30 protein-coding genes are annotated in these 24,153 nt (G+C 70.5%); 8 read left to right on the top strand and 22 right to left on the bottom strand.

Annotated elements, in window-relative coordinates:
* Window positions 1-19: 19 nt before the first annotated feature.
* The 5 genes from EIW28_RS03005 to EIW28_RS03025 are packed head-to-tail and all read right to left on the bottom strand — an operon-like array spanning window position 20 to window position 4,762.
* Complete coding sequence (locus EIW28_RS03005) at window positions 20-583, bottom strand: 3'-5' exonuclease (protein ID WP_125246220.1); 564 nt, start codon at window positions 581-583, stop codon at window positions 20-22.
* A 59-nt stretch (window positions 584-642) separates the two neighbouring features.
* Window positions 643-1,785: a Gfo/Idh/MocA family protein gene (locus EIW28_RS03010; RefSeq protein WP_125246709.1), complete on the bottom strand. Its 1,143-nt coding sequence runs from the start codon at window positions 1,783-1,785 to the stop codon at window positions 643-645.
* Between the two features lie 16 nt (window positions 1,786-1,801).
* A complete protein-coding gene (locus EIW28_RS03015; RefSeq protein ID WP_125246221.1) occupies window positions 1,802-2,914 on the bottom strand; it encodes a Gfo/Idh/MocA family protein in 1,113 nt (370 codons plus the stop codon).
* Window positions 2,911-3,681: a ThuA domain-containing protein gene (locus EIW28_RS03020; RefSeq protein ID WP_125246222.1), complete on the bottom strand. Its 771-nt coding sequence runs from the start codon at window positions 3,679-3,681 to the stop codon at window positions 2,911-2,913. The genes EIW28_RS03015 and EIW28_RS03020 overlap by 4 nt, the downstream gene beginning before the upstream one ends.
* Before the next feature lie 40 nt (window positions 3,682-3,721).
* Window positions 3,722-4,762 (bottom strand): LacI family DNA-binding transcriptional regulator, encoded by a 1,041-nt coding sequence (locus EIW28_RS03025; RefSeq protein ID WP_158630273.1) that lies wholly within the window; start codon window positions 4,760-4,762, stop codon window positions 3,722-3,724.
* Window positions 4,763-5,203: 441 nt separating this feature from the next.
* On the opposite strand from EIW28_RS03025, the gene EIW28_RS03030 reads away from it, so the two are divergent.
* The 4 genes from EIW28_RS03030 (at window position 5,204) to EIW28_RS03045 (ending at window position 9,677) form a co-directional block, all read left to right on the top strand.
* A complete protein-coding gene (locus EIW28_RS03030) occupies window positions 5,204-5,896 on the top strand; it encodes an NADPH-dependent F420 reductase (protein ID WP_125246224.1) in 693 nt (230 codons plus the stop codon).
* A gap of 240 nt (window positions 5,897-6,136) precedes the next feature.
* A complete protein-coding gene (locus EIW28_RS03035) occupies window positions 6,137-7,807 on the top strand; it encodes an extracellular solute-binding protein (protein ID WP_125246225.1) in 1,671 nt (556 codons plus the stop codon).
* On the top strand, window positions 7,804-8,787 hold the full coding sequence (locus EIW28_RS03040; protein WP_197717035.1) for an ABC transporter permease: 984 nt from the start codon (window positions 7,804-7,806) through the stop codon (window positions 8,785-8,787). Before EIW28_RS03035 ends, EIW28_RS03040 begins: the two co-directional genes overlap by 4 nt.
* A complete protein-coding gene (locus EIW28_RS03045) occupies window positions 8,784-9,677 on the top strand; it encodes a carbohydrate ABC transporter permease (protein WP_125246226.1) in 894 nt (297 codons plus the stop codon). The genes EIW28_RS03040 and EIW28_RS03045 overlap by 4 nt, the downstream gene beginning before the upstream one ends.
* Window positions 9,678-9,728: 51 nt before the next feature.
* Here the strand turns inward: EIW28_RS03045 and EIW28_RS03050 are convergent, their stop codons facing one another.
* The 13 genes from EIW28_RS03050 to EIW28_RS03110 all read right to left on the bottom strand — a co-directional run bounded on the left by EIW28_RS03050 (window position 9,729) and on the right by EIW28_RS03110 (window position 17,142).
* Window positions 9,729-10,727, bottom strand: a complete 999-nt coding sequence (locus EIW28_RS03050; RefSeq protein WP_125246227.1) for an LLM class flavin-dependent oxidoreductase — start codon at window positions 10,725-10,727, stop codon at window positions 9,729-9,731.
* A 161-nt stretch (window positions 10,728-10,888) separates the two neighbouring features.
* Entirely contained in the window at window positions 10,889-11,191 is a 303-nt protein-coding gene (locus EIW28_RS03055; RefSeq protein ID WP_125246228.1) for a GNAT family N-acetyltransferase, read from the bottom strand.
* 60 nt (window positions 11,192-11,251) lie between these two features.
* Window positions 11,252-11,779, bottom strand: coding sequence for an SUKH-4 family immunity protein (locus EIW28_RS03060; protein ID WP_125246229.1), 528 nt, complete (start codon window positions 11,777-11,779; stop codon window positions 11,252-11,254).
* Entirely contained in the window at window positions 11,779-12,309 is a 531-nt protein-coding gene (locus tag EIW28_RS03065; protein ID WP_125246230.1) for an SUKH-4 family immunity protein, read from the bottom strand. The genes EIW28_RS03060 and EIW28_RS03065 overlap by 1 nt, the downstream gene beginning before the upstream one ends.
* Window positions 12,310-12,311: 2 nt before the next feature.
* Window positions 12,312-12,971, bottom strand: a complete 660-nt coding sequence (locus EIW28_RS03070; protein ID WP_125246231.1) for a hypothetical protein — start codon at window positions 12,969-12,971, stop codon at window positions 12,312-12,314.
* A gap of 24 nt (window positions 12,972-12,995) precedes the next feature.
* Complete coding sequence (locus EIW28_RS03075; RefSeq protein ID WP_125246232.1) at window positions 12,996-13,634, bottom strand: hypothetical protein; 639 nt, start codon at window positions 13,632-13,634, stop codon at window positions 12,996-12,998.
* Between the two features lie 3 nt (window positions 13,635-13,637).
* The gene (locus tag EIW28_RS03080) at window positions 13,638-14,132 is read right to left on the bottom strand and encodes a WXG100-like domain-containing protein (protein WP_125246233.1); all 495 of its coding nucleotides are present in this window, start codon (window positions 14,130-14,132) and stop codon (window positions 13,638-13,640) included.
* Between the two features lies 1 nt (window position 14,133).
* Window positions 14,134-14,463, bottom strand: a complete 330-nt coding sequence (locus EIW28_RS03085) for a hypothetical protein (RefSeq protein ID WP_125246234.1) — start codon at window positions 14,461-14,463, stop codon at window positions 14,134-14,136.
* A 2-nt stretch (window positions 14,464-14,465) separates the two neighbouring features.
* Complete coding sequence (locus EIW28_RS03090) at window positions 14,466-14,888, bottom strand: hypothetical protein (protein ID WP_125246235.1); 423 nt, start codon at window positions 14,886-14,888, stop codon at window positions 14,466-14,468.
* A 159-nt stretch (window positions 14,889-15,047) separates the two neighbouring features.
* Window positions 15,048-15,704, bottom strand: a complete 657-nt coding sequence (locus tag EIW28_RS03095; protein WP_125246236.1) for a hypothetical protein — start codon at window positions 15,702-15,704, stop codon at window positions 15,048-15,050.
* An 11-nt stretch (window positions 15,705-15,715) separates the two neighbouring features.
* Complete coding sequence (locus EIW28_RS03100; RefSeq protein ID WP_125246237.1) at window positions 15,716-16,168, bottom strand: hypothetical protein; 453 nt, start codon at window positions 16,166-16,168, stop codon at window positions 15,716-15,718.
* A gap of 301 nt (window positions 16,169-16,469) precedes the next feature.
* A complete protein-coding gene (locus EIW28_RS03105; protein WP_125246238.1) occupies window positions 16,470-16,826 on the bottom strand; it encodes a hypothetical protein in 357 nt (118 codons plus the stop codon).
* Window positions 16,819-17,142, bottom strand: coding sequence for a hypothetical protein (locus EIW28_RS03110; protein ID WP_125246239.1), 324 nt, complete (start codon window positions 17,140-17,142; stop codon window positions 16,819-16,821). Before EIW28_RS03110 ends, EIW28_RS03105 begins: the two co-directional genes overlap by 8 nt.
* A 164-nt stretch (window positions 17,143-17,306) precedes the next feature.
* Between EIW28_RS03110 and EIW28_RS03115 the strand changes: the two genes are divergently transcribed.
* The 4 genes from EIW28_RS03115 to EIW28_RS03130 are packed head-to-tail and all read left to right on the top strand — an operon-like array spanning window position 17,307 to window position 19,094.
* Complete coding sequence (locus EIW28_RS03115) at window positions 17,307-18,107, top strand: helix-turn-helix domain-containing protein (protein ID WP_125246240.1); 801 nt, start codon at window positions 17,307-17,309, stop codon at window positions 18,105-18,107.
* Window positions 18,108-18,120: 13 nt separating this feature from the next.
* Entirely contained in the window at window positions 18,121-18,417 is a 297-nt protein-coding gene (locus EIW28_RS03120; protein ID WP_125246241.1) for a DUF397 domain-containing protein, read from the top strand.
* 30 nt (window positions 18,418-18,447) lie between these two features.
* A complete protein-coding gene (locus EIW28_RS03125) occupies window positions 18,448-18,822 on the top strand; it encodes a DUF397 domain-containing protein (protein ID WP_125246242.1) in 375 nt (124 codons plus the stop codon).
* Window positions 18,816-19,094, top strand: a complete 279-nt coding sequence (locus tag EIW28_RS03130) for a DUF397 domain-containing protein (protein ID WP_125246243.1) — start codon at window positions 18,816-18,818, stop codon at window positions 19,092-19,094. The genes EIW28_RS03125 and EIW28_RS03130 overlap by 7 nt, the downstream gene beginning before the upstream one ends.
* Window positions 19,095-19,139: 45 nt before the next feature.
* On the opposite strand, the gene EIW28_RS03135 is transcribed toward EIW28_RS03130, so the two are convergent.
* The 4 genes from EIW28_RS03135 to EIW28_RS03150 all read right to left on the bottom strand — a co-directional run bounded on the left by EIW28_RS03135 (window position 19,140) and on the right by EIW28_RS03150 (window position 24,068).
* On the bottom strand, window positions 19,140-19,742 hold the full coding sequence (locus EIW28_RS03135) for an RlpA-like double-psi beta-barrel domain-containing protein (protein ID WP_197717036.1): 603 nt from the start codon (window positions 19,740-19,742) through the stop codon (window positions 19,140-19,142).
* 83 nt (window positions 19,743-19,825) lie between these two features.
* On the bottom strand, window positions 19,826-21,538 hold the full coding sequence (locus EIW28_RS03140; RefSeq protein WP_125246244.1) for an ABC transporter ATP-binding protein: 1,713 nt from the start codon (window positions 21,536-21,538) through the stop codon (window positions 19,826-19,828).
* Window positions 21,535-23,235 (bottom strand): ABC transporter ATP-binding protein, encoded by a 1,701-nt coding sequence (locus EIW28_RS03145; protein ID WP_125246245.1) that lies wholly within the window; start codon window positions 23,233-23,235, stop codon window positions 21,535-21,537. The genes EIW28_RS03140 and EIW28_RS03145 overlap by 4 nt, the downstream gene beginning before the upstream one ends.
* 95 nt (window positions 23,236-23,330) lie before the next feature.
* A complete protein-coding gene (locus EIW28_RS03150; RefSeq protein ID WP_125246246.1) occupies window positions 23,331-24,068 on the bottom strand; it encodes a GAP family protein in 738 nt (245 codons plus the stop codon).
* Window positions 24,069-24,153: the final 85 nt, after the last annotated feature.

The following is a 24,153-nucleotide window of genomic DNA, read 5'->3' on the forward strand; positions in this document are numbered from 1 at the left end:
TTCGCACTGGCGGCCGGGTTCAGGCTCCCGGCCAGTCGCCGGTGGCGGCGAGGGCGAGGACGAGGGCGGCGATGTTCCAGGCGTCGTCGGCGCCGCTGTGGTGGCGGCCTTCGAGCGGGAGGCCGGCGATCTCGAGGGCGGTGTGCATGCCGGGGCGGCGCTTGAGGCCGCGCGCCTCGGTGAAGCGGACCTTGGCGTTGGTGTGGCGGCCGGAGAAGGGGTACCGCGTGCCGGTGGCGCGGCACTGGCGCTGGAACTGGTTGCGGTCGTAGTCGCCCCAGCTGGCCCAGGGGCGGGAGTCGGCGCGGTGCTCGGCGGCGAGGAGGCGGCAGGCCTCCGCGAACTCGACGCCGGTGTCCACTTCGGCCTGGGTGAGGCCGGTGAGCTCGGTGCAGAACGCGCTCACGCGGGAACGGCGGGGCCGGACCAGGATGCGGTGCTTGGCGATCCGCTCGCGCGCGGCGAGGTCGACCACGGTGAGGCCGATCTCGATGATCTCGTTGACGGCGCCGGGCGGCGGCTGCCCCTCCCAGCAGGTGGCCTCGACGTCGACGACGTTGAGGAGGGTCTCCGAAGGGTTCATGCCTTGCAGCGTAAGGGGCCCGTCCACCGGATTCCGGCGAACGGGCCCCGGTCGCATCGCTAGACCGCGGTCCAGCGGCTGTCGTCGGCGGCGCTCGCCTCGACCGCGGCCAGGACCCGCTGGACCTGGAGGGCGTCGGCGAACGACGGCGTCGGCTGCTCGCCGGCGGCGATCGCGTTGGCGAGGTCGACCACCTGGTGGGTGAAGGCGTGCTCGTAGCCGAGGCCGTGGCCCACGGGCCACCAGTTCCCGGTGTACGGGTGCTCGGGCTCGGTGGCCTGGATCTTGCGGAAGCCGGAGTTCGGCCCGTCCGCCGAGTCGTAGAACCACAGCGAGTTCATGTCCTCGAAGTCGAACGCGAGGGACGCCTTGGAGCCGTTGAGCTCCACGCGCATCGCGTTCTTGCGGCCGAGCGCGAAGCGGGTGGCCTCGAAGACGCCGACCGCGCGGTTGTCGAAGCGGGCGGTGAAGACCGCCGCGTCGTCCACGGTGACGGGCCCCTTCGGGCCGTCGGCGCCGCCGTGGCCGCCCAGGCCCACGAAGTCGCCGCCGACGGGGCGCTCCTTGACGAAGGTCTCCAGGATCGCCGAGACGCCGGTGACGTTCGAGCCGGCGATCCACTGCGCCGCGTCGATGATGTGCGCGCCGATGTCGCCCAGGGAGCCGGAACCGGACTTCGACTTGTCGAGGCGCCAGGTCAGGGGCGCGTTCTCGTCGGTGAGCCAGTCCTGGAGGTATTGGGCGCGGATGTGCCGGATCTCGCCGAGCCGGCCCTCGTCCACGAGGCGCTTGGCCAGGGACAGCGCCGGGGTGCGGCGGTACGAGAACCCGCACATGGCAACGGCCCCTTGGGCCTTCGCGGCCTCGGCGACCGCGGTCATGCGCTCGGCCTCCTCGACGGAGTTCGCCAGGGGCTTCTCGCACAGCACGTGCTTGCCCGCTTCGAGCGCGGCGATCGCGATCTCGGCGTGCAGGTTCCCGGGGACGCAGATGTCGATGAGGTCGATGTCGTCGCGCTCGACGAGGCGGCGCCAGTCGGTCTCCACGGAGTTCCAGCCGAGCTTGTCGGCCGCGGCGGCGACCCGTTCGGCGTCGCGCCCGGCGAGGGCGGTCATCTCGATGGCCAGCGGCAGGTCGAAGAAGCGCGGCGCGGTGCGCCACGCGTGGGAGTGGGCCGCGCCCATGAAGGCGTAGCCGACCATGCCGATGCGAAGCTTCTCAGTCACTGCGGCTCCCTCGGTTCAGGCCGTCGCGGACCGACGGCCACGCTTGCAACACAGCGAGGATATCGGCGTCCGTCGTGGTGGCGATTGCGGTGTCGTATGAGCCGTCGAGGATCTCGTCGATCGGGACGCGGCGGCCCTCGGCGGCGCTGCGGATCGCGGCCTCCACCATGGCGAGGCTGAGGAGGTTCGCGTGGACGCGGCCCATCGGCTCGCGGCCGGTGCGCAGCGCGGCGGTGAACTCGCGCAGCGACCCGGCGATGCCGTCGCCGGGGTCCTCGGCCTCGGCCTTCGACTCCGGTTCGGCCTGCGGCTCGCCGTCGCCGTCCCACACGGCGCTGCCGTGCTCGGCGGAGACGCGCCAGGCGCCGTTCCAGGAGGTCTCGAAGCCGGGGCTGCACCAGGAGCCGTTGAACGTGAACCGCGCGCCGCCCTCCATCTCGAAGGCGGCCGTCGCCGCGGCGTTCCCGGCGTACCAGGACCACGGCGGGTTGTACTCCTCGCAGACGACGGCGACGGGGTCGGCGTCGAGCAGGAAGCGGGCCATGTCGAACTGGTGGATCGCCATGTCGAGCAGGAGCGGGCTGTCCATCTCGTCGCGGAAGCCGCCGAAGTGCGGGGCCTTGAAGAAGTCCACCGCGACGATCCCGATGCGCCCCAGGGTTTCGAGGCTGCGCTTGGTCTGGAACAGGCCGCGGCTGTAGCGGCGGGACTGGCTGACCATGAACAGGTGCCCGGTCAGCTCGGCCGCCGCGGCCAGCGCGATGCCCTCGGCGACCGAGGCGGCCACCGGCTTCTCCCCCAGCACCGGGAGCCCGGCGCGGAGCGCCGCGATCGTGACCGGGTGGTGGGCTTCGGGGATGGTGGCGTTGACGATCGCGTGGGCGCCGGTGCGCTGCGCGAGTTCGACCGCGTCGGTGCCGGTGGCGAGGTCGCGGCCGAGGTCGGCCGCGGCGGACTCGGCGGCGGCCGGGTAGAGGTCGGCGACGCCGACGAGTTCGGTGTCCGGGTCGGCCTCGATGGTGCCCATCCAGGCGCGGCCCATGCCGCCGGCGCCCACGACGACGAGTCGCAGGGGCCCTGCGGTGTCCAGGGTGCGGAAGCTCATCGCTCGAACGCCCCGCGGTAGCCCTGGCCGTTGAAGAAGTCGTCGGTGTCGTAGCGCAGGAGCGTGGGCGTCTCGCGCTCGCGGTCGGGGCGGGCCCACTCGATGCCGTTGGCGATGACGTGGTTGACGTCCGGGTGGTGGTAGACGGGGAAGTCCTGGTCGCCGGGGCTGAAGTAGAAGATCCGGCCGAAGCCGCGGCGGTAGGTCATGCCGGAGCGGAAGACCTCGCCGCCGGTGAAGCCGGAGATGAAGATGAGCTCGTCGGGCGTGGGCACGTCGAAGTACTCGCCGTACATCTCCTGCTCGGGGATGACGATCGGGTTGGGGATGCCGCGGGCGATGGGGTGCTGCGGGTTGACCGTCCACACCAGTTCGCGGTCGTGCTCGCTGCGCCAGCGCAGGGTGCAGGTGGTGCCCATGAGCTTCGTGAAGATCTTGGACCAGTGTCCGGAGTGGAGGACGACGAGGCCCATGCCGGCGAGGACGTGGCGGTGGACGCGCTCGACGACCTCGTCGGCGACCTCGCCGTGGGCGGCGTGGCCCCACCAGACGAGGACGTCGGTCTCGTCGAGGACGTCGGAGGTCAGGCCGTGCTCGGGCTCGTCGAGGGTGTGGGTGGTGATGGCGGCCTTGTCGCCGAGCCATTCGCCGACGCCCTTGGCGATGGCGCCGTGCATGCCGTCGGGGTAGCGCTCGGCCACGGAGGGCTCGACCTGCTCGTGGCGGTTCTCGCCCCAGACGACGACGCGGATCGGTGCGGTTGACATGCGGTGGGTGCTCCTTATGAGTGTTTTGTTCGTTGTGAGCTTATAAATCGGTGGGCGGCTTCGGGTTCGGTTCGGCCCATGCGGCGGGGTCCGTGCTGGAGCGGACGGTGAGGGCCGAGGGCAGCAGCACGTGCTCGGGAGTCTCGGGCCGGTCGATGACGAGGCGCACGAGTTCGGCGGCGATGCGGGCGGAGGCCTGGCGGACCGAGGTGATGCCGACGGGACCGAAGGAGGTCAGGGGCGTGTCGTCGTAGCCGGTGACGGCCACGTCCCGGCCGGGGGTGAGGCCGCGGGCCTGGAGGGTGATGATCGCGCCGGCGGCGAGGGTGTCGGCCTTGCAGATGATCGCGGTCGGGGGCGTCGCGGTGTCGAGGAGCTCGGCGGTGATGCGCACGCCCGCGGCGAGGTCGCCGCCGGAGCGCACGATGCGGCCGGGGGCGGTCGAGGAGTCGAGGCCGAGGCGGCGGCAGGCGGCGCGGTAGCCGAGTTCGCGCTGGACCATGGTGACGCTGCCGGGGTTGGCGCCGATGAACGCGAGTTCGCGGTGGCCGCGCTCGTAGACGTGGTCGACGGCGAGTTCGATGCCTTGGGCCGCATCACCTTCGGCCCAGGACCAGGGGCTGTCGAAGGCCCGGTCAGTGCGGCCGTAGGCGGCGAAGGGGATGCCGCGCCGGTGGAGCTCGACGGGCCGGGGGTCGGCGGGGCCGACGTTGGAGATGACGAACCCGGCCACGGACTGGCCGAAGTACAGGTCCTCACAGAGGGTCATGAGCGTCTCGGTGTCCCGCTGCTGGGTGATGAGGGTGAGGTTGCGGTCGGCGGCCTGGCAGGCCTCGGCGAGGTCGTGGAGGAACGCGTCCATGTACTGGTTGCCGACGGCGTCGAGCGCGGGCAGCACGTAGCCGATCTGGCGCGGCTGCGCGAGCCGGAGGCTGCGGGCGACGAGGTTGTTCCGGTACCGCAGCTCGCTCATGGCGGCGTGGACCTTGGCGCGAGTGACCTCGGTCACGATCTCGGGGCGGTTGATGACGTTCGAGACGGTCATGACGGACACGCCGGCGAGATCGGCGACGTCGGCCATGCTGGCTTTCCGACGCCCGTCGGGGGCTGCGCTCATGAACGGCCCTCCGATCTCCACTGGTCGCGCCGCGGGCGATTTTAAGCATAAAGACGAGAGCCGGTCAAGCACTCTTCTCACGTTTCCGCACCCAGCCCCCGCCCCCCCACGCCGACCACCGCCGCGGGCGTCACACCCGGGAGGGACGCTTGCAAGCGGGGGCGACCGCGGATCGAGGCCCCCTCACGTCCGGCGCCCGCTCCGCCCGCTCCGGCCACTCGGCAGCGACTGTCACACCCCCGCGCCACGCTTGCAAGCGGGGGCGACTCCGAATCGAGGACTCCTCACCTCCGACCCGCCCCGGCTGCCCTCCCGCAGCGCCCACACCCCCCTCCCCACCGCGGCATGGCGCAGAACACCATCAACCGGGGAATTCGGGCTGCTGCGCGCTAGTTACTCACTGGTATGAGCACAATCGGATTGATCGGCAGCGGCAACATCGGCGGCGCCATCGCGCGCCTCGCCGTCAAGGCGGGGCACAGCGTGGTCCTGAGCAACAGCCGCGGGCCGGAGACACTGGCCGACCTCGTCGCGGAGCTGGGCCCGAACGCCCGCGCCGCCACGCCTGCGGAGGCCGCGGCCGCGGGCGACCTGGTCGTCGTGACCATCCCGCTGCATGCCTACAAGACCGTCCCGGTCGAGGAGCTGCGCGGCAAGGTCGTCTTCGACACGAACAACTACTACCCGCAGCGCGACGGCAGCATCCCCGAGCTCGACGACGAGTCGACCACGGTGAGCGAGCTGCTCCAGGCGCACCTGCCGGAGTCGTTCGTCGTCAAGGGCTTCAACAACATCTACCAGGGCCACGTCGCCGAGCTGGCTCGCCCGTCCGGCCACCCCGAGCGCTCGGTGCTCGCCATCGCGGGCGACGACGCGGACGCCAAGAAGGCCGTCACCGACTTCCTCGACTCGATCGGCTACGACGCCTACGACGCCGGCCCGCTCGCCGAGGGCTGGCGCTTCCAGCGCGACACCCCCGCATACGGGGTCTTCTTCACCGAGAAGTTCAGCTTCGACGCCGTCCCGGCCCCGCGCCAGGTGACGCCGGAGATCATCGAGCCGCTTCTCAAGGCCGCCAAGCGGTATCGAGACATGTAAGCGAATACGGACCGCGAGCCCGGGGCGACACCGCGTCGCCCCGGGCTTTTTCGTCCCTTGGAGACGATCGGGCACAGCTCCGAGCTGCACGGATACCAGGTTCTAGGACCGCTGTTGCACAGCTCTCATCGAGGTAGTTATATTAGTTTGGACGTACGACAAACATACGTCACCCGATCCTTCGCACCACCGGCCTTCGGCGAAGAGCGCACCGCACCCTCACAATGAAAGGCTTTCCCCATGGGCGACAACCCGAGCCGACCCCTGTTCCGTCTCCAGCGCCGGTCACTCCTCCAAGCCGGCGCGGGCGCCGCCGCCGCGGCCTCGCTCGCCGGCTGCGCCGCGCTCGATGAGGGGCCCGAAGGCACCGCCGCCGGGTCCGACGAGCTCGCCGACCTGCTCCCCACCTACACGCCGTACGAGGGCGGGATCGCGCCCGACCTCCCCGGCCAGCCGGACGGCAGCGTCACCCCGGGCTACCTCGCGCGCCCCGCCGAACCGGTCCAGGCCGTCACCGAGCCGCCGATGACCACCGGCGAGGACATCACCGCGATCACCCCGCTGTGGAACCCGACCCCGCCCGGCCTGCCCGACAACTCGTACTTCGCCACCGTCAACGAGATCCTCGGCGGCACCGTCGTCTTCAACATCGCCGACGGCAACAACTACCTCGACAAGATCACCACCACGCTCGCCAGCGGCGACGTGCCGGACATGTTCCAGATCCCCGGCTGGGAGATCGTCAACATCTCCGACTTCGGCGAGGCCGCGAACGAGCTGTTCGCCGACCTCTCCCCCTACCTCGCCGGCGACAAGGCCGCCGCCGACTACCCGCTCCTGGCCTCCTACCCCACGGCCGCATGGGCGATGGGCGTCTTCGGCGGCAAGCTCCTCGGCATCCCCTGGGAGCGGGCGCCGTACACGAACGCCCTGTTCGCCCGGCAGGACGTCCTCGACGAGCTCGGCCTCGAGCACCCCACGACCCTCGACGAGCTGCTCGCGGTCGCCGAGGCGGTGAACGACCCGTCGAACAACCGCTGGGCGTTCGCCAGCCTCGACCAGACCGTCCAGGAGGCCATGGGCGTCCCGACACTGTGGAAGGTCGAGGACGGCAAGCTCGTCCACAAGTTCGAGACCGAGGCGTTCGCCGCCGCGATCGAGTTCACCCGGCAGGTCTTCGACAAGGGCCTGGTCCACCCCGACTACGTGGCCGACCGCAACACCAACGCCAAGGAGATCATCGGCTCCGGCCAGGCCGTGTTCTACGAGGACGGCCTCGGCGCCTGGCACGAGATGTTCGCGACCTACCGCAGCGTGCCGGGCTTCGACCTCCAGATCGTGGACCCGCTCGCGCGCGAGGCGGGCGCCGCCCCCACCATCTGGCGCGACGACCCCGCCGGCATGTTCTGCTTCATCAAGAAGGACCTCTCCGAGGAGCGCGTCAAGGAGTGCCTGCGGGTCGCCAACTGGTGCTCGGCCCCCTACGGCACCGTCGAGTACGACCTGGTCTCGGACGGCGTCGAGGGCGTCCACTTCACCGTCGACGCCGAGGGCGTGCCCCAGCGCACCGAGCTGGGCCAGACCGAGGTCGCGCCGACCTACATGTTCCTCTCGGGCCGGGCGAACGCGAACAACAAGTTCCAGTACCCCGGCATGGTCGAGCGGCTCCACGAGTGGGAGACCAACGCGGCGGCGTTCCTCGACCCCAGCCCGTTCCAGGGCCTGCGCGTCGAGATGCCCTCCGACCTGTCGGCCGAGAACGAGCCGATGAAGGAGGCGCACCACGAGATCTACCGCGGCCAGCGCGAGGTCGCCGAGTGGGCGTCCATCGTGGAGGACTGGCGGGCCCGGGTCGGCGACTCGGCCCGCGAGTACTACACCAAGGTCGCCGAGGACAACGACCGCCTGTGAGCGCCCCGACGATCGAGTCCCCGGCCCGCGCGGCCGGGGACGCTCCGCAGCGCACCGTGAAGGCGAAGGCGCACTGGCGGACCCGGCTGGGCCGGGACTGGCCGCTGCTGCTCATGGCCGCCCCGATGATGCTGCTGGTGTGGGGGTTCTGGTGGATCCCCGCGCTTGGCAACGTGGTCGCGTTCCAGGACTACAAGCCCTTCACCGGCGGCATCTTCGGGTCGCGGCTGGTCGGCTTCACCCATTTCCAGCTGCTGTTCGCCGACCCGGAGTTCACGCGGGCGCTGGTGAACACGCTGGCGATCACCGTGTTCCAGTTGGTGTTCTACTTCCCGGTGCCGATCATGCTGGCGCTCCTGATGCACTCGCTGGCGTCGGCGCGGCTGCGGTCGATGCTCCAGAGCGTGGTGTACCTGCCGTACTTCTTCTCGTGGGTGCTCGTGATCGCGATCTTCCAGCAGATGCTCGGCGGCGCGGGGCTGCTCAGCCAGGTGCTGCGCGCCAACGGGTTCGAGGGCGTGGACTGGATGACCGATCCGGACACGTTCATCCTGCTGGTGACCTCGCAGGCGATCTGGAAGGAGGCCGGGTTCGGGGCGATCATCTTCCTCGCGGCCCTGGCCGCGATCGACCCGAACCAGTACGAGGCGGCCGCGGTCGACGGGGCCGGGCGGTGGCGGCGGTTGTGGCACATCACGCTGCCGGGCATCCGGCCGGTGATCGTGCTGCTGCTGATCCTGCGGCTCGGCGACGCGCTGAACGTCGGCTTCGAGCAGTTCTTCCTCCAGCGCAGCGCGGTCGGCTCGCAGGCCTCGGAGGTGTTCGACACGTTCGTGTACTACAGCGGCATCCGCACCGGCGACTTCGACTACGGGGCCGCGGCGGGGCTGTTCAAGGGCGTGGTCGGGCTCGTGCTGATCCTGGCCGCCAACAAGGCCGCCCATCTGCTGGGCGAACGGGGGGTGTACTCGAAGTCATGAGCGCCAAGGTGAAACGGGCCGCGTGGGAGGAGAAGCCCACGGTCGCGGGCCAGGCGGCGAAGGGCGCGAGCATCGTGGTGATCGCGCTGCTGATCCTGTTCCCGCTCTACACGATCGCGTTGACGAGCCTGTCGAGCGCCGAGACCGTGAACCGGGCCGGCGGCCTGGTGGTGTGGCCGGGCGACGGGATCACGTTCGAGGCGTACGAGCAGATGTTCCGCAACCCGGTGGTGCTCAGGTCGCTCCTGGTGTCGCTGGGGATCACCGCGGTCGGCACCGTGATCAGCGTGGTCGTGTCGGTCCTCGGCGCGTACTCGCTCTCGCGCCCGGGCTCGTTCGGGCACAAGACCGTGCTGTTCTCGGTGCTGCTGATGTTCGTGATCTTCCCCGGCCTCATCCCGGTGTACCTGTGGGTGAGCGCGATCGGGCTGCGGGACAGCTACCTCGCGATCATCCTGCCGATGGCGGTGTCCGCGTTCAACGTGGTGGTGCTGCGGGCGTTCTTCATGAGCATCCCGCAGGAGCTGTTCGACTCGGCGCGGATCGACGGGGCCGGCGAGTTCCGGGTCCTGTGGCAGATCGTGGCGCCGCTGTCGAAGGCGGTGATCGCGGTGGTGACGCTGTTCTACGCGGTCGCGTACTGGAACAACTGGTTCAACGCGTTCCTGTACCTCGACGACACCTCGAAGTGGCCGCTCGCGCTCGTGCTGCGCACGTACGTGGTCGAGTCGGCGCCGCTGCCGCAGGCCTCGGGCCTGAGCAGCGCGCCGCCGACGCTCGCGGTGAAGATGGCGATCGTGATGGTCGCGATCATCCCCGCGCTCATCATGTACCCGTTCGTGCAGAAGCACTTCAAGAAGGGCGTCATCATCGGCGCCGTCAAGGGCTGAGCGTTCGCCCCGGGCCGGCGCGAACGGGACGCCGGCCCGGGGCGGCGCGGGCTAGCTGGAGACGCCGAGCGCCTTCGCGGTCAGCTCGACCGAGCGCAGGCGGTCCTCGACCCGCTCGGCGTGGTGGGCGGTGATGAGCTCGTCGGCGCCGGTGGCGGCGGCGAAGGACTCGAGGAAGGCGCGCACCTCGTCGGGGTTCCCGACGGCGGTGTACCGGGTCATGGCCGAGAGCTGCTCGCCGCCGGGGGACGCCAGGAACTCGTCGATCTCGTCGTCGCTGAACTCGCCCCCGCCGGCGGGGCCGCGCTTGATGAACGCGCGGGCGCGGTTGCGGTAGCTGATGCGGCGCTGGGCCTCGGCGGCGTCGTGGTCCTCGGCGGCGAACACGTTGACGCCCGCGATCAGGTACGGCTCGGCGAGCTGCGCGGAGGGCCGGAACTGCTCGCGGTAGACGGCCACGGCCTCGTGGAGCGCGTCGGGCGCGAAGTGGGAGGCGAACGCGTACGGCAGGCCCAGCTGCGCGGCGAGCTGGGCGCCGAAGAGGGAGGAGCCGAGCAGGTAGAGCGGGACCTCGGTGGGCGCGGTCGGCACGGCCTGGACGCCCTCGACGCGGGACTCGCCGCGCAGGTAGCCCTGGAGTTCGAGCACGTCCTGCGGGAACGTGTCGGCGGAGGTGGCGTCGCGGCGGATCGCGCGCATGGTCTGGCGGTCGGTGCCGGGCGCTCGGCCCAGGCCGAGGTCGATGCGGCCGGGGAACAGCGTCTCGAGGGTGCCGAACTGCTCGGCGATCACCAGCGGCGAGTGGTTGGGCAGCATGATGCCGCCCGCGCCGAGCCGGATCGCGTCGGTGTGCTCGGCGACGTGGGCGATGACCAGGCTCGTCGCGCTCGACGCGATCGTCGGCATGTTGTGGTGCTCGGCGTACCAGACCCGCCGGTACCCGCTCCGCTCGGCGGCGCGGGCCAGCTCCACGCTCGCCGCGAAGCTGTCGCGGGCCGTGCGGCCCGGCGCGATCGGGGCGAGGTCGAGGATCGACAGGGCTACTGGCATGGACGGCCGCCTTTCAGAGCTTGGGTTCGCCCTTGGGGCAACGCTCCGGGGCGCCCGCGCAATCCCGGACCGGAGTCCGCTTCCGGCATGACGCTCGTCACCGGGCCGGTCCGGGAATCAGACGGGAGATCGAGAACCGCTGCCGCGCAGCGGTTCCGGGGTCAGTCCTCTTCGCCGAGGCGCGGCGCGGACTCGTGGACGAGGTCCTTGTGGTCGGGGTGGCGCTCGATCCAGCCCGCGTAGAACGGGCACACCGGGTGGACCTGCTCGCCGGCCTCGCGCGCGGCGGCGAGGGAGGCGCGCACGAGCGCGGAACCGATCCCGGCGCCCTCACGCTCGACCTCGGTGTGGAAGAAGGTGATCACGCCGTCGTGCCGCTTGTACTGCGCGAATCCGACGAGTTCACCGTCGATGCGCGCCTCCCAGCGCTGCCGGTCCGGGGCGTCGGTGACTTCCACGGCCATGAGTGCTCCTTCGAGTCGCGGGCGTCTTTGCGACCACCCTAGTGCGGTTTCCCGCACGGGTTACCCAGAAGGAGCCAGTTCCCTCCACACCGCGGGCCACCACTGCTCGGCCTGGAACGCGAACGGGTCGATCGACCCGAGCATGGCGCGCAGCGCCGGGCTGAGCACCTCGGGGAGCTTCGCGCCGCCGGCCTGCTTCTTCGCGTACTCGAACTGCCACAGGAACTCCACGAACCAGCGGTACGAGGAGTTGACGCCGCGCACGCCGTGGTTGCGGCGGTCGAACTGGAGGACCTCGGAGGAGTCGGGGTCGAGCACGTAGAGCAGTTCGGGCGAGACGGGGAAGACGCCGAGGAGCACCAGCTTCATGGGGATCGTGGCGGTCCCGGCCTTGAGCTGGATCACCGAGAACGGTTTCAGGGGCGCGGGGACGGCGTCGGCGTCGTAGACCCCGAGGAGGCGGCGCGGCACCCAGTCCTCGTCGGGCAGGTCGCGGGCCGGGACGCCGAGGTCGAGGAGGCCCTGGCGGGGCAGCTCCATGACGTCCTCGGGCGACCAGACGTACGCCGACTTGTCCGACAGCTCCACTACAGCTCGCCCTTGAGCAGCATCATCAGCATCGGCCAGTAGTGCTCGCGGTCGGCGAACGCGGTCGGGTCGAGGACCCTGAGCTCCTGCTCCAGGACCTCGGCGCGGGCGGGCCGGGTCTCCTCGCCGTCGTCGGCCTCCACGAACTGCGCGAAGCGGTAGAGGAACTCCATGAACACCGCGTAGCTGGCGTTCACCTGCTCCAGGGTGACGGCCTCGGGGTCCATGAGGTGGACGATGCCGGTGTCGGGGTCGAGCGCGAAGAAGTTCGTGGCGGTCCCGGGCTGCTTGCCGAGGATGACGAAGACCTGCGAGTCGCCCTCCTCCTCGTAGCGGACCTCGAACTGGTCGAACAGCTCGTACTCGCCGTCGAGGTAGGCGGTGAACGCCACCGACATGTCGAGCGGGAGGAGGTCGACCTCGGGCCAGGCGGAGGACGGGGCCGAGAAGGAGGACCGCCACTCGGCGAGGGGCGGCACGACGGTGTTGTCCTCGCCCCACAGTTCCAGGTACTGCTCGCGGGTCGGCATGCTCAGTCCTCGTCCTCGTCGTCGCTGAAGTATTCGTCGATGCGGCGGAGCAGCTCGGCCCGCCTGCTCCTGGAGACGGCCTGGCCGCCGAAGAGGTCCGCTCGCATTTCCCGGACCAGATGGTACCAAGGGTCCCCGTAGATCCCGGGGAACTCGAGGTCGTCGGAGTGCGTGACGACCGCCAGTTCGGTCCAGTTCTGGTAGTACAGCCGCCGGTAGTCGAGGTCGAGCGCGACCTCGTCCACGAACGCGGCCAGGGAGTCCCGCACGATCACGAAGTTGTCCTGGAGGTCCCAGTCCCAGGCGTCGGAGTCGTAGAGGACGGCCGCGCCGGTCTCGGCGTGGAGCAGGATCGCGGTGGTGGTGGCGAGCGCGGACTCGCCGACGCAGGTCCACTTCGCGTGGTCGCCCTGCCAGCGGGTCTCGGACTCGTCCACGAGCCGGTCGTGCCGGTCGGCCTCGGGGTAGAACCAGAGCTGCCCGAACCGGCGGCCGGCGACGGCGTTGAGGAGCCGGTCGGCCGGCGGGGCGGCCTCGTCGGCGAGCGCTTCGCGCAGGCCGTCGGGCTCCCAGTCCGCGAGGACGTTGCGCGCGAAGGCGACGTCGTCGCGGGCGAGCAGGTAGTCCACTTTCCGCCGGATGCGCGCGAGGTCGGTGCTCATGGTCCCCCTTCGACGAGCCTGCCGCTATCTGTTGCGGAGCGTACCCGGTACTTCGACGATCTCGACGAGGTCGCCGGGCTGCATGCCCTGGTTGGTCGCGGCGACGATCTGGCTGCGGAGCTGACCGCCCATGCCGTGGTTGGTGGTCGCGTCGATCATCTTGAGGTTGGCGAGCTCGTCCTTGCCGTCGATCTGGAGCTCGATGATGTGGTCGGCCTCCTGGCGGTCGAGGGTGCGCAGGCGCTCGTCGAGGTGGGCCTGGGCGCCGGGGAGGTCGCCGGCGTCCTCCTTCTGGATCGCCTCGCGGACGGCGTTCTCCTCTTCGAGGTCGCGCTTCTTGCCCTGGGCGCCGGTGCGCTTCGCGCTGGTGTCCTTGACGTACCGCAGCTGCCCGTTCTGGCCGGCCTGCCGCATCGAGTCGACCTTGCTGCGGTAGTCGGCCTGGTTCCAGCCCTCGTGCCGCTTGACGTGGAGGACCCAGCGCCCCTTGTCGTTCTTGAAGGGCTTGGGCACGTCGGCGTAGTTGTTGGTGGTGACCTTCTTGAAGACCGGCCGGTCGGCGTGGCCGCGGGGCTTGAACTCGAGGCTGCGGCCCTTGAGGAGCTTCTGGATCGCGGGGCGCGCGATCGCGGTGGCGGCGGTGCCGGCGCTGCGTCGTGCCATCGGCTAGCCCATCGCCAGGCGCATGATCGCCTCTTGGATGAGGTCGCCGATGATCTTGCGGCCCAAGGCGTAGATGGCGGGCAGGGCCGCCCCGGCTATGCCGAAGGTGGCCGCGGCGGCGGCGAGCGCGGTGGCGATCTGAATTGCGAGCAGCACGAGCTGGACGATGACCACGATCTTCAACGCGAGCACGATCCCGGCGCAGACCATGAGGGCCGCGCCGCCGAGGTTCGCGCCGACCACCGCCTTGTAGAGGGCTTCGGCCGGGGAGTCGTCGGACTCCCACCACTGCTTGAAGCCCTCGATGCTCTCGCCGGTGTTCTGGACCCACGCCTCCTGGGCGCTGGTGGCGGCCTGCTGGAGCTGGTCGCCGATGCGGGAGGCGACGTTCATCCACTCCTGGCCCATCTCGAACAGCTGGTCCTCATTGGACATGGGCCAGTCGAAGCCGAGGATGTTGAGGATCTCCCCCAGTTCGGAGGGCAGGTTGATGACCATGTCAGGCCCCCAGCTCGCCGAGGATGTCGCTGAAGGCGCTGGCGACCGCGTCGTCGAGTTCGCGGGTGGTGGCGCCGATGTCGGCGAGGGTCTGGGCCCCGGCCTCGATGTCGGCGCTCGCGTCCTGGAGGCATTCCTGGAACGCGGTCAGGATGTCCTGGTGGATGGCGAGGATGAGGCCGCCGGTCTCGTCGGAGCCGTACGCCTCGGAGAGGCCCTCCATGGTCGCGACGAAGTCCTGGGCGATCGTGGCGAACTCGCCGCCGAGGGCGCCGAGCTTGGTGCCGATGTCCTCCAGGAGGTCGGGGTCGATCTGCATGCCGCCGGCCACGGCTACTCCTTCCGGCTCTGCTCGGCCTCGCCCGCGGCCGTGTGGGCGCGCATGAGGCCGTCCATGAAGTTGGTGAGCTGCGCGGTGGCCTGGCTGCTGATCTCCTCGACCTGCTGGTTGACGGCTTCGAGGTCGAGGTTGCCGACGCTGAGCTGGCGGTCCTTGAGGGTGGTGAGCGATTCGTTGACCGCGGCGGCGAGCTCCTGGGCGAGGATCTCCGAGCCCATGCGGAAGGCGATCGGGTTGAGGTAGATCGCGATCTCGGTGTTGGTCTTGGCGGTGACCTGGATCTGGCCTTCGGCGCGCTCGACGACCACGGGTTCGGCGTCGGCGGCGGCGTCCTGGCTCTCCTGTACCTGCTTGGACAGCTCCAAGGTCTGCTTGAGGAGGTCCGCGAACGGGCTCCCCGGAGTCGACTGCGCCATGATGTTCCCTCACTGATGTGCCGGGATGTCATCCTACACATCCGGTGCCGTCTCGGCCACGGTCCAGAAGCGGCCCAGGTGGAGCGGGAGGCCAGGTCACCGGGGCTGCCGGAGGGGCGGCGCCGGTCGCTGCGGGGCGAGCGGCAGCGACCGGCGCGACTATTCGGGTCCGGCCCGGTGCCGCAACTTGCGGACCAGGATCGCGGCGGCGAGGGCCAAGACAGCGGCCGCGCCGGCGCCGACGAGCCACGGCATCCACGCGGGGGCGGTGCGGCCGGTGACCGTGACGACGTCGATGTCGGCCTCGACGTCGGTGATGTCCTTCGCCGTCATGATCCAGTCGCCGGAGCCGAACAGGTCGTTGGACTGCCGGAAGTCGTCCAGGTCCTCGTAGCGCCCGCCTTCGATGTCGATGAGCGCGGTCTCGCCGTCGCCGTCCCGGGCCACGTACACGGGCATCAACTCCAGGCTCGTGTCCTCGTACCTGACGAGGAGGAAGCGCATGAAGAACTCGGGATCGCTGCCCGCGAAGTCCTCGATCGCCTCGTAGGCGTCGGTGCCCGGCGAGCACTCCTCGATGTCCGTCTCCGCGCACGGGGCCGGGAAGAACAGGCTGCCGATGATCTGCTCGGGCGGCCCCATCGACGCGAGGTTCGCCATCCGGTCCTCGGCGGTCGACGCGGTCGGGTACACGTCGTTCTTCACGTCGTTCGACTCGACGTACTCCCCGGCGATGTTCGGCGGCGACTCCTCGGCACCGCAGGCGGCGGTGAGGAGGAGCGCCGCGGCGGCTGCGGCGGACAGGGCGGTTCTCATGGCGGTTCCTTTCACGCTTCGTCGTCTTCGGTCTTCGGCGTCCCGCGCTCCGCGGCCGCGATCGGGGTCTGCGCCGGGCCGCCGCCGTCGCACCAGTGCATCGTGTTGCGCCGGTAGAGGGACACGAAGACCAGCAGCCAGTAGAACCACAGCGCGGAGGTGCTCGACGGGTCCGTGCCGACGGTCCGCATGGCCTCGACGAAGAAGAACGCGGTCAGGACGGCGGCGAAGACCAGCCCGGCGGTTCGGGCCCACCGCTTGCGGCGGGACAGGCCCACGATCAACACCACCGACAAAATGCCGCCGGCCAAGAGGACGCCCCCGAGGACGAGGCTGAGGGCGAGCCAGGTCAGGCCGCTCAACAGGCTGAACAGGGCGTTCAAGCTGAGGAGCACGATCGCGGCGATCACGGTCCCGGGCATGCGGCGCAGGCTGGGGATCGCCTCTCGGGGCAGGTTGGTCATGGCGGGCTCCTCGGGGCGGGTCGCCGGTGGTGCACCGACGCGTTGCGCTGGAACGCCTTTGTACCGCCGACCGGCCGGGACCCCTCCCGCCCGAATCGCGGCCGGGATGCGCAGAGGGCCGCGGCCTGCTCGTCACCGCAGGCCGCGGCCCTGGTCCCAGCTGCCGAGTGAATGCAGCGGGACCCCGACCGAGCCATCCACCATTGGCTCGGTTCTCGCGCTCCCTCGCCGGCGCGGGAAGGCCCGCCGGCGGGAGCGCGGGAGGCGGGGCGCGGTCCTGGGGGGACGCGCCCTGCCGGGTCTAATCGCTCGGACGCCAGCGCGCCGAGCCCTCGTCGCCTTTCCCGTGTTCGGCGACGAGTTCCTTGCAGCGCTTCAAGAGGTCCGGGCACCAGGGGTCGCCCCGCCAGGTCGGGGCCCACTCGGTCACGGGCTCGGCCTCGTCGGTGAAGCGGCAGCACTCGCGGGGCCCGGCCCCGTCGTCCACATCGAGCAGGTACTCGGTGGTCTTGGCGGGGTCGGCCGGATGCGAGCCGAGGCAGTAGAGCGTGAAGACGGCGGGGCCGCGGATGAAGTCGCCGATGTAGCCGTCGATTCCGGGCTTCCCATCGGATCTGAGGTTGTACGGGTCCTCATCGGGCACGGTCGAACTAGCCATTGCACACCCGCACAACACGATCCGGTCGCGGTGTGGCGCGCGGTGTGGGGCGCGGCCTGGTGTCGCGGGAGACGTAGGCGCGATAGGCCAGTTCCTCGAACTCCTCGCGCCACTCCTCGGGGTAGGCACCCCAGCCGCTTCCCCAACTCGCTTTCAGGTCACCGGAATTGAGGCCGGAGACGACGAGCGCGATGGTGGTCCGGTCGCCTGCGGGGTAGACGCGCATCGCCTCGGGCGCGACCGCGTTCGAGGCGCAGACGTCGAACCACGATCCGTCTTTGGCGAATGAACCGCGCCGCACTTCCTTGTCAGCCATTGGACAGCTCCTCTCAGCCACCAGTGAAGACCAACATAAGCGCAGGTCAGCGACGACTTCCAGCCCGAAATATCCTGGCGGGCAGGCCAAGTGGAATTCTTGGTGGAAATTCCACCTTGGTTCGCGCTTGACATCCACGAATTCGACACTGGAAAAATATGCGCATGGGCGCAGGGTTCTTGCACGACGACCTCAGCAATCTCCTCACTCGCTGGCGCATCAGAGCTGGCTACACCAGCCGGGAGGCGGCCGCATACGACATCGGAACCACAAAGGACATCATCGGCTCATACGAGACTGGGAAGCTCCAGTACATGGAGCCGATGATCGTCGGCTGGCTCCTCCGGAAGTACGGCGCGCCGGAGTACGTGATCTCCGAGGCCGAAGCGAAGGCCAAGCAGATCCGGATGGGCTCGTCTAACACCTGGCGGTCCAACGGGCCAAGATGGTTCGAACGGCTGCGACAGCTTGAGCCGCTGGCGACTTCGATCGACATCTTCGAGGACACCTATGTCACGGGCCTCTTGCAGACTCGTGCCTACGGCCGCGCCATCATGGAAACCGGGGGCCAGTTGACGCTGACACAAATCGAAGCGTCTCTCGACCTTCGCGCCAAGCGCCGCGAGGCAGTTCTGGAGAGCGCAAATCCGGCAAAGCTGAGGGTGATTCAATCTCAGCAGTCGCTCGACTTGATGCAAGGGACTGATGTCTACGACGACCAGCTAGAGCAGCTCCAGGAAGACAACAGGCGAGCGAATGTCGAGGTTTACCTTCTGCCGCCGCATGGCTTTCACCCCTCAATGGAAGGGCCCTACATGATCATCGGGTTCGAGGTTGGAGAGGAGCGCGATGTGGCGTACCACGAAGGTCCCTTCGGCGCGCACTACGAGGCGACCAAGAAGGAAATCGACCGGGTGCGTGCCGTATTCTCAGACACGCTCGCAGTAGCCGAGCGGCTGAGATGAGTGGAGACCAGCAATGCTGACAGAAAACTGGAAGAAGTCCTCCCGCAGCGGTAATCAAGGTGGCGCCTGCGTCGAAGCCCGCGCCCACTCGGGTGTGGCCCAGGTCCGGGACACCAAGCTCGGGGAGTCCTCCCCGATCCTGGAGGCTTCGGCCGCCGACTGGACGGCGCTCCTCGCTGCGGCGACACGCTTAGACGGAGTGCAAGACCAACGGCCCCCGCGTCACCGGGGGCCGTTCGGCTTCCAACCGGCGTTACATCCACGCCCACGGACCGGGTCAGTGCCATATTCTCAGACATGCTCGCGATGACGGAGCGGCTGAGATGAGTGGAGACCAGCGATGCTGACAGACGAATGGAAGAAGTCCTCCCGAAGCAACAGCCAGGGTGGCGCCTGCCTTGAGGCACGGTGGAAGAAGTCCTCACAGAGCAACAACCAGGGTGGCGCCTGCGTCGAAGCCCGCGCTCACCAGGGCGTGGCCCAGGTCCGGGACACCAAGCTCGGGGAGTCCTCCCCGATCCTGGAGACCTCGGCCGCCGACTGGACGGCGTTCCTCGCTGCGGCGACACGCTTAGGCAGAATTAAGACCGACGGCCCCCGCGTCACCGGGGGCCGTTGGGCGTTACATCCCGCCCACGGATCGGGTCGGTGCCATATTCTCGGACACGCTCGCGATGGCCGAGCGGCTGACATGAGTGGAGACCAGCGATGCTGACCGAAAACTGGAAGAAGTCTTCGCGCAGTAATGGCCAAGGGGGCCAGTGCCTCGAAGCGCGGTGGAAGAAGTCCTCGCGCAGCAATGGCCAAGGTGGTGCCTGCGTCGAAGCCCGCGCTCACGAGGGTGTGGCCCAGGTCCGGGACACCAAGCTCGGGGAGTCCTCCCCGATCCTGGAGACCTCGGCCGCCGACTGGACGGCGTTCCTCGTCGCGGCGACACGCTTAGACAGAGTGTGCAAGGCTCGGCACCCGGTCTGGGGGTGGCGATAAGTCATCGCGGTAGAGGCGCCCCTCGGCCGTGCCCGTTCGGCCACGTCAGGGGAACTCGATGCGGGCGTTGACGAGCGTGGTGTACCAGTCGGTCTCGGTGAAGTCGGCCTGGTCCTCTTCTCCCAGGTAGACGTCGATGTGGTGTTCGCCGCCGAGGCCGGGGGTGAACTCGTCCTCGATGATCCAGTCGGCGGCTTGAAGCTCCTCGCACACCTCGGCGGTGACGTCCTCGGCGTCGCCGCAGTCGGCGATGCGCAGGCGGGTGCCTTCCGGGAGCACATCGGGGTCGGCGGCGGCGGAGACGAAGGGCCGCAAGGGGTCGCCGTGCGAATTGCGCGGCTCGGTGTCGAGCCAATAGCCGGTGTCGTAGGACCAGTTGAGGTAGTCCCCCGCGTGCTCGCCGCTGGTGATGCGGCCGGTGCCCTCGTCCTCGACGGCCTGCACGAAGTCCTCCGGGTAGCTGCCGAGGGGGTCGTCACCGCCCTCGCACTCGATCGTGGGGCACCCGGTGACCGCGACCGGCGCGCCGTCGTGGAAGGACTCGACGGCGGTGTAGTAGACCGTGACCTCCCAGCCCGGTTCGGGTTCCGTTGCGGTGCAGCCGGTCAGGGCCAGCGCGAAAAGCGCGGTCGGGATCAGGGGTCGCATGACCGGAGTATGGCCCCCGGCCGCAAGCCGCGCGGCCGCGCGAGGGCTCGCGCGGCCCCGCCGCAGGCGCACCGGGGCGTCGGTCAGGAGCGGCCCTTCGTCCACAGGCTCCAGGCGCGGGCGTACGGGCCGTCGGCCGCTGCGAGGTCGTCGTGGGCGCCTTCTTCCACGATGCGGCCCTTCTCCATCACCACGATGCGGTCGGCGCGGGCGGCCTGGTCGAGGCGGTGCGCGACGAGGAGGCCGGCGCGGCCGTCGAGGGCGGCCGCGGAGGCGTGGTCAAGGGCCGCCGAGTCGGCGCTGCCCGCTTCAGACGTGGCCTCGTCGAGGACCGCGAGGGGCGGGTCGAGGAGCACGACGCGGGCGAGCGCGAGCGACTGCGCCTGCGCGGGGGTGAGCTCGGTGCCGCGGTCGCCGATGCCGGTGTCGAGGCCCTCGGGGAGGTTCAGGAGCGATTCGGCGCCGACGCGGCGCAGGGCCGCTTCGAGTTCGGCGTCGCTCGCGCCGGGCTTGACGAGGTCGAGGTTCTCGCGGAGGGTCCCGTCGAAGACGTGGACCTCCTGGGTGACGAGGGCGGCCGTGCCCGCGACCCGGCCCGCGGCGGGGTCGAGGACGCCGGCGACGATCGCGGCGAGCGTGGACTTCCCGGCGCCGGAGGAGCCGACGAGGGCGACGGTCTCGGTGGGGCCGATGCGCAGCGAGACGCCGTCGAGCACGGGGTGGCCGGGGACGTACTCGAAGCGGATGCCGGAGGCGTCGGCGGCGGCGTCCTGCGGCTGCGGGCGTTCGGCGGCGGTGTACTCGTCGGCGTGGATGACGCCCACGATACGGCGCATGGAGGCGAGCGAGGACTGGAGCTCGTCGACGACGAACATGAGCTCGTTGATGGGGCCGAAGAGGCGCAGGAAGAACAGCATCGCGGTGGTGGCCGCGCCGACGCTGCCCTGGCCTTCGCGCACCAGCCAGAAGCCGACGACGAGGATCGAGCTCATGCCGAGGAACTCGGCGAGGTTGATGCGGGCGAAGAAGCCGTTGATGATCGTGCGGGCGCGTACGGACCAGATGCTGACGGCCCAGGAGGCGAGGAGGATGCGCTTGCCGTGGGGGCGGGCGAGGCCGAAGGCGTGGACGGTCTCGATGCCGCGCAGGGAGGCGAGGAGGTGCTGGGCGCGGGTGGCCATGGCGGCGCGCTCGGCCTCGTACACCTGCGGGGCGTTGCGGCGGTGCCAGCGCAGCGTCCAGACGTAGACGGGGATGACGAGGACGAGCGCGGTGACCGCGAAGCGCCAGTCGAGGACGGCGATGCCGACGACGGTGGTCGCGATCGTGAAGGCCGAGCCGGTGACGGCGGGGACGACGAGCGGGGCGGACTCGGCGATGACGGCGACGTCGTCGCCCGCGCGGGAGACGAGGTCGCCGGCGCCGGCGCGTTCGAGGGCGGCGCGCGGGAGGGCGAGGCCGCGGGCGACCATGCGCTCGCGGGTGGAGGCGAGGACGCGCTCGACGAGGCGGGTGGCGCCGACCTGGCCGAGGCCGTCGAAGAGCGCGGCGAACAGGGCCCCGGCGGCGATGGTGGCGGCGAGGAGCCAGATGCGTTCGGCGCCTTGGGATTCGGCGACGACGTCGACGAGGTCGCCGAGGGCCCAGGGGGTGGCGAGGCCGGCGGTGGCGCCGAGGGTGAGGAGGACGACGACGCCGACGACCTTCCACGTGCCGCCCTTGAGGGCGAGGCGGACCTCGGAGCGGACCTGGGCGGCGGTGGCGAGCGGGAGGGTCTCGCGGGTGTCGTCGCTCATGCGGTCTCCTCGGGGAGGTCGGGCGTGCGGAGGTCGACGACGCGGTCGCAGACGGCGAGGAGCGCGGGGGCGTCGGTGATGAGCAGGGTCGAGCGGGTGCCGCGGGCCTCGCGGAGGCGCTCGGCGATGCGCGACTCGGTGACCGAGTCGACGGCGGTCGTCGGGTCCTGGAGGACCAGGAGCGGGGGCTCCTGGGCGAGGGCCCGGGCGAGGGCGATGCGCTGGCGCTGGCCGCCGGAGAGGCGGAGGCCGTCCTCGCCGACCTCGGTCTGGAGGCCGTCGGGGGCGGCGTCGATGATCTCGGCGCAGTCGGCGGCGTCGAGGGCCTTGTCGACGGCGGCGCGGTCGGCGGTGAGGAGGCCGACGTTGTCGAGGATGGTGCCGTCGAAGAGGGCGGCGTGGTGCGGGACGACGAGGACGGTGCGGCGGAGCGCTTCGAGGTCGTACTCGCTGAAGGGCCGGCCCTGCCAGGTGACGGTCCCGGCGTCGGGTTCGGCGGAGGCGGAGAGGAGCGCGGCGAGGTCGGCAGCGGCGGCGGGGGCGGCGCGGAGGCCGACGCATTCGCCGGGGGCGACGTCGAGGTCGAGGCCGTCGAGGTTTGCGGTGCGCACGCCCGCGAGGCTGAGCTTGCCGTCGCCGGGTTCGGGGATCGCGGTGCCGTGGGCGGCGTCGTGGGGCGGGAGCTGGAGGATCGAGAGGACGCGCTCGGCGGAGGCGAGGGCGGCGGCCCAGACGGTGCCGGCGTTCTTGGCGAGGGTGCCCAAGGGGCCCATGATGAACTGGGTGAGGCCGACGACGGTGATGAGCTGGCCGATGGTGAGGTCGCCGTTCCAGGCGCGGAGGCCGGCGACGAGCGCGAGCCCGGCGACGAACAGGCCGGAGGCGAGGTTCATGGAGCCGGTGTAGACGCCTTGGGCGCCGGCGGCGTGGAGGCTGCCGTCGAGGGCGTCGCGGCTGGCCTTGCGGTACCGGTCGGCGGCGGCGGCCTGGGCGCCGAGGCCGGAGAGGACCCGGTACCCGGCGAGGAGGTCGGCGGCCTTGCCGGAGGCCTCGCCCGCGAGCGCGGACTGGTCGTGGCTGCGGCGGCGCAGCGGGCCGCCCGCGCGGTCCATGATGAACAGCAGCAGCGGCACGCCCAGGAGCACGATGAGGCCGAGTTCCCAGGACAGGACCATGAGCACGGTGCCGCACAGCAGGACGGCGGCGAGTTCGCCCGCGGGCCAGGGCACGATCGACACGGCCCGCGCGAGGTTGGTGACGTCGGAGGAGGCGATGGAGAGCGAGACGCCGGGGAGCCCGGCGCGGCCCTTGACGCCCTTGGGGTCGAGGAGCCGGTCGGCGACGAGGGTCCGCAGGCGGTGCTGGACGGCCTCGATCCCGAGCAGGCCGAAGCGGGAGCCGAACCGGTAGCTGTAGCTGAGCAGCGCGAAGTCGGCCCCGAGGAGGGCGACGCACAGGGCGAGCCGCACGGGGTCGCCGGTGGCGACGGCCTGGTCGATGGCGAAGCCCATGATGACCGGCACGAGCGATTCGCCGATCTGGTGCATGACCAGCAGGATCGACGCCGGCCAGATCTGCCGGGGCGCGGCGGCCATCACCCGCAGCGTCAGCCGCCTGGGCGTGGTGTCGGCATCGATACGGATGGGCCGCACCGGAATGGGATCGGCGGGGGCCTGGAGCAGGACGGGCAGCCTCATGAGTTCCTGTCTGGGGGACGCGGACGTTCACCGAATATTAGGCAACGCTAACTTCCAGCACAAGGTGAACCGCCCCACGCCCCTCCCGGCCCGGGTCAGCGGTTGAGGAGCTGTTCGAGGAGGCCGAGGCGCCAGGCGGCGTCTCGGGCCACGAGGAAGCCGACGATGCCGACGATCCAGCCGGTGGTGGAGGCGGCGTTCCTGGTCATCCAGTCGTTGATGCGGACCAGGAGGGGTTCGACGGCGTTGCGGGCGACGAGGCGGGCCGTCAGGAGGGCCAGGGCGGGCAGGACCATGACGAGGCAGTAGCCGGCCATGGTGGCGGTGGTGGCGGCCGGGCCGATGCCGGAGGCGGTGACGATGCCGATGGCCGCGAGGTACGGGAGCATCGTGGCGACCTCCAGGGTGGCCGCGCCGAGGGCGAGGCCGACGAGCGGGAGGGCGCTGGTGCGGGTGCGGGTGGTGCCGGCGGTCTCGACGCCGAGGGCGCGCTCGCGCCAGCGGCCCATGCGGCCGCCGCCTTCCTTGGACTTCTTGGAGTCGAAGCGGAAGCTGAGGATCACGAGGCCGACGCCGACGGCGAGCTGGGCCCACATCGCGGGCCGGGTGTCGAGGAGCGCGCCGAGGTCGTCGACGAACGCGGTCGCGCCGAGGACGATGAGCATGCCGACGGCGAAGTAGAACACGGCGATCGTGCCGAGGTAGACGAGCATCCGGCCGGCCTTGACGCGGCCGGGGGCCAGGAGCAGCCAGATCGGGATGAGCAGCGTCCCGAAGCTCGTCGAGTCGATGAGGGCGAGAGCGGCCAGCGAGGCGGCCATGGCGAGGTCCATGGTGCGAGCGTAGGGACGCGGGGGGCGGGCGCGCTTCGTTCGCAGGATCGATCTTCGGAAGGGCGACTGCGCCTTTGGTGGCAGA

It is taken from the genome of Glycomyces terrestris (assembly GCF_003933745.1).
Classification (GTDB): domain Bacteria; phylum Actinomycetota; class Actinomycetes; order Mycobacteriales; family Micromonosporaceae; genus Glycomyces; species Glycomyces terrestris.

Excerpts from the sequence above, each read along its gene's own strand:
- EIW28_RS03090 (WP_125246235.1), bottom strand. The coding sequence starts at position 14,888 with ATGGCGCAGTCGACTCCGGGGAGCCCGTTCGCGGACCTCCTCAAGCAG.
- EIW28_RS03055 (WP_125246228.1), bottom strand. The coding sequence starts at position 11,191 with ATGGCCGTGGAAGTCACCGACGCCCCGGACCGGCAGCGCTGGGAGGCG.
- EIW28_RS03145 (WP_125246245.1), bottom strand. The coding sequence starts at position 23,235 with ATGAGGCTGCCCGTCCTGCTCCAGGCCCCCGCCGATCCCATTCCGGTG.
- EIW28_RS03065 (WP_125246230.1), bottom strand. The coding sequence starts at position 12,309 with ATGCCGACCCGCGAGCAGTACCTGGAACTGTGGGGCGAGGACAACACC.
- EIW28_RS03110 (WP_125246239.1), bottom strand. The coding sequence starts at position 17,142 with ATGGCTGACAAGGAAGTGCGGCGCGGTTCATTCGCCAAAGACGGATCG.
- EIW28_RS03095 (WP_125246236.1), bottom strand. The coding sequence starts at position 15,704 with ATGAGAACCGCCCTGTCCGCCGCAGCCGCCGCGGCGCTCCTCCTCACC.
- EIW28_RS03115 (WP_125246240.1), top strand. The coding sequence starts at position 17,307 with ATGGGCGCAGGGTTCTTGCACGACGACCTCAGCAATCTCCTCACTCGC.
- EIW28_RS03030 (WP_125246224.1), top strand. The coding sequence starts at position 5,204 with ATGAGCACAATCGGATTGATCGGCAGCGGCAACATCGGCGGCGCCATC.
- EIW28_RS03050 (WP_125246227.1), bottom strand. The coding sequence starts at position 10,727 with ATGCCAGTAGCCCTGTCGATCCTCGACCTCGCCCCGATCGCGCCGGGC.
- EIW28_RS03070 (WP_125246231.1), bottom strand. The coding sequence starts at position 12,971 with ATGAGCACCGACCTCGCGCGCATCCGGCGGAAAGTGGACTACCTGCTC.
- EIW28_RS03125 (WP_125246242.1), top strand. The coding sequence starts at position 18,448 with ATGCTGACAGACGAATGGAAGAAGTCCTCCCGAAGCAACAGCCAGGGT.
- EIW28_RS03015 (WP_125246221.1), bottom strand. The coding sequence starts at position 2,914 with ATGAGCTTCCGCACCCTGGACACCGCAGGGCCCCTGCGACTCGTCGTC.
- EIW28_RS03020 (WP_125246222.1), bottom strand. The coding sequence starts at position 3,681 with ATGTCAACCGCACCGATCCGCGTCGTCGTCTGGGGCGAGAACCGCCAC.
- EIW28_RS03080 (WP_125246233.1), bottom strand. The coding sequence starts at position 14,132 with ATGGTCATCAACCTGCCCTCCGAACTGGGGGAGATCCTCAACATCCTC.
- EIW28_RS03035 (WP_125246225.1), top strand. The coding sequence starts at position 6,137 with ATGGGCGACAACCCGAGCCGACCCCTGTTCCGTCTCCAGCGCCGGTCA.
- EIW28_RS03130 (WP_125246243.1), top strand. The coding sequence starts at position 18,816 with ATGCTGACCGAAAACTGGAAGAAGTCTTCGCGCAGTAATGGCCAAGGG.
- EIW28_RS03010 (WP_125246709.1), bottom strand. The coding sequence starts at position 1,785 with ATGGTCGGCTACGCCTTCATGGGCGCGGCCCACTCCCACGCGTGGCGC.
- EIW28_RS03045 (WP_125246226.1), top strand. The coding sequence starts at position 8,784 with ATGAGCGCCAAGGTGAAACGGGCCGCGTGGGAGGAGAAGCCCACGGTC.
- EIW28_RS03135 (WP_197717036.1), bottom strand. The coding sequence starts at position 19,742 with ATGCGACCCCTGATCCCGACCGCGCTTTTCGCGCTGGCCCTGACCGGC.
- EIW28_RS03105 (WP_125246238.1), bottom strand. The coding sequence starts at position 16,826 with ATGGCTAGTTCGACCGTGCCCGATGAGGACCCGTACAACCTCAGATCC.
- EIW28_RS03120 (WP_125246241.1), top strand. The coding sequence starts at position 18,121 with ATGCTGACAGAAAACTGGAAGAAGTCCTCCCGCAGCGGTAATCAAGGT.
- EIW28_RS03150 (WP_125246246.1), bottom strand. The coding sequence starts at position 24,068 with ATGGACCTCGCCATGGCCGCCTCGCTGGCCGCTCTCGCCCTCATCGAC.
- EIW28_RS03140 (WP_125246244.1), bottom strand. The coding sequence starts at position 21,538 with ATGAGCGACGACACCCGCGAGACCCTCCCGCTCGCCACCGCCGCCCAG.
- EIW28_RS03005 (WP_125246220.1), bottom strand. The coding sequence starts at position 583 with ATGAACCCTTCGGAGACCCTCCTCAACGTCGTCGACGTCGAGGCCACC.
- EIW28_RS03100 (WP_125246237.1), bottom strand. The coding sequence starts at position 16,168 with ATGACCAACCTGCCCCGAGAGGCGATCCCCAGCCTGCGCCGCATGCCC.
- EIW28_RS03075 (WP_125246232.1), bottom strand. The coding sequence starts at position 13,634 with ATGGCACGACGCAGCGCCGGCACCGCCGCCACCGCGATCGCGCGCCCC.
- EIW28_RS03025 (WP_158630273.1), bottom strand. The coding sequence starts at position 4,762 with ATGGCCGACGTCGCCGATCTCGCCGGCGTGTCCGTCATGACCGTCTCG.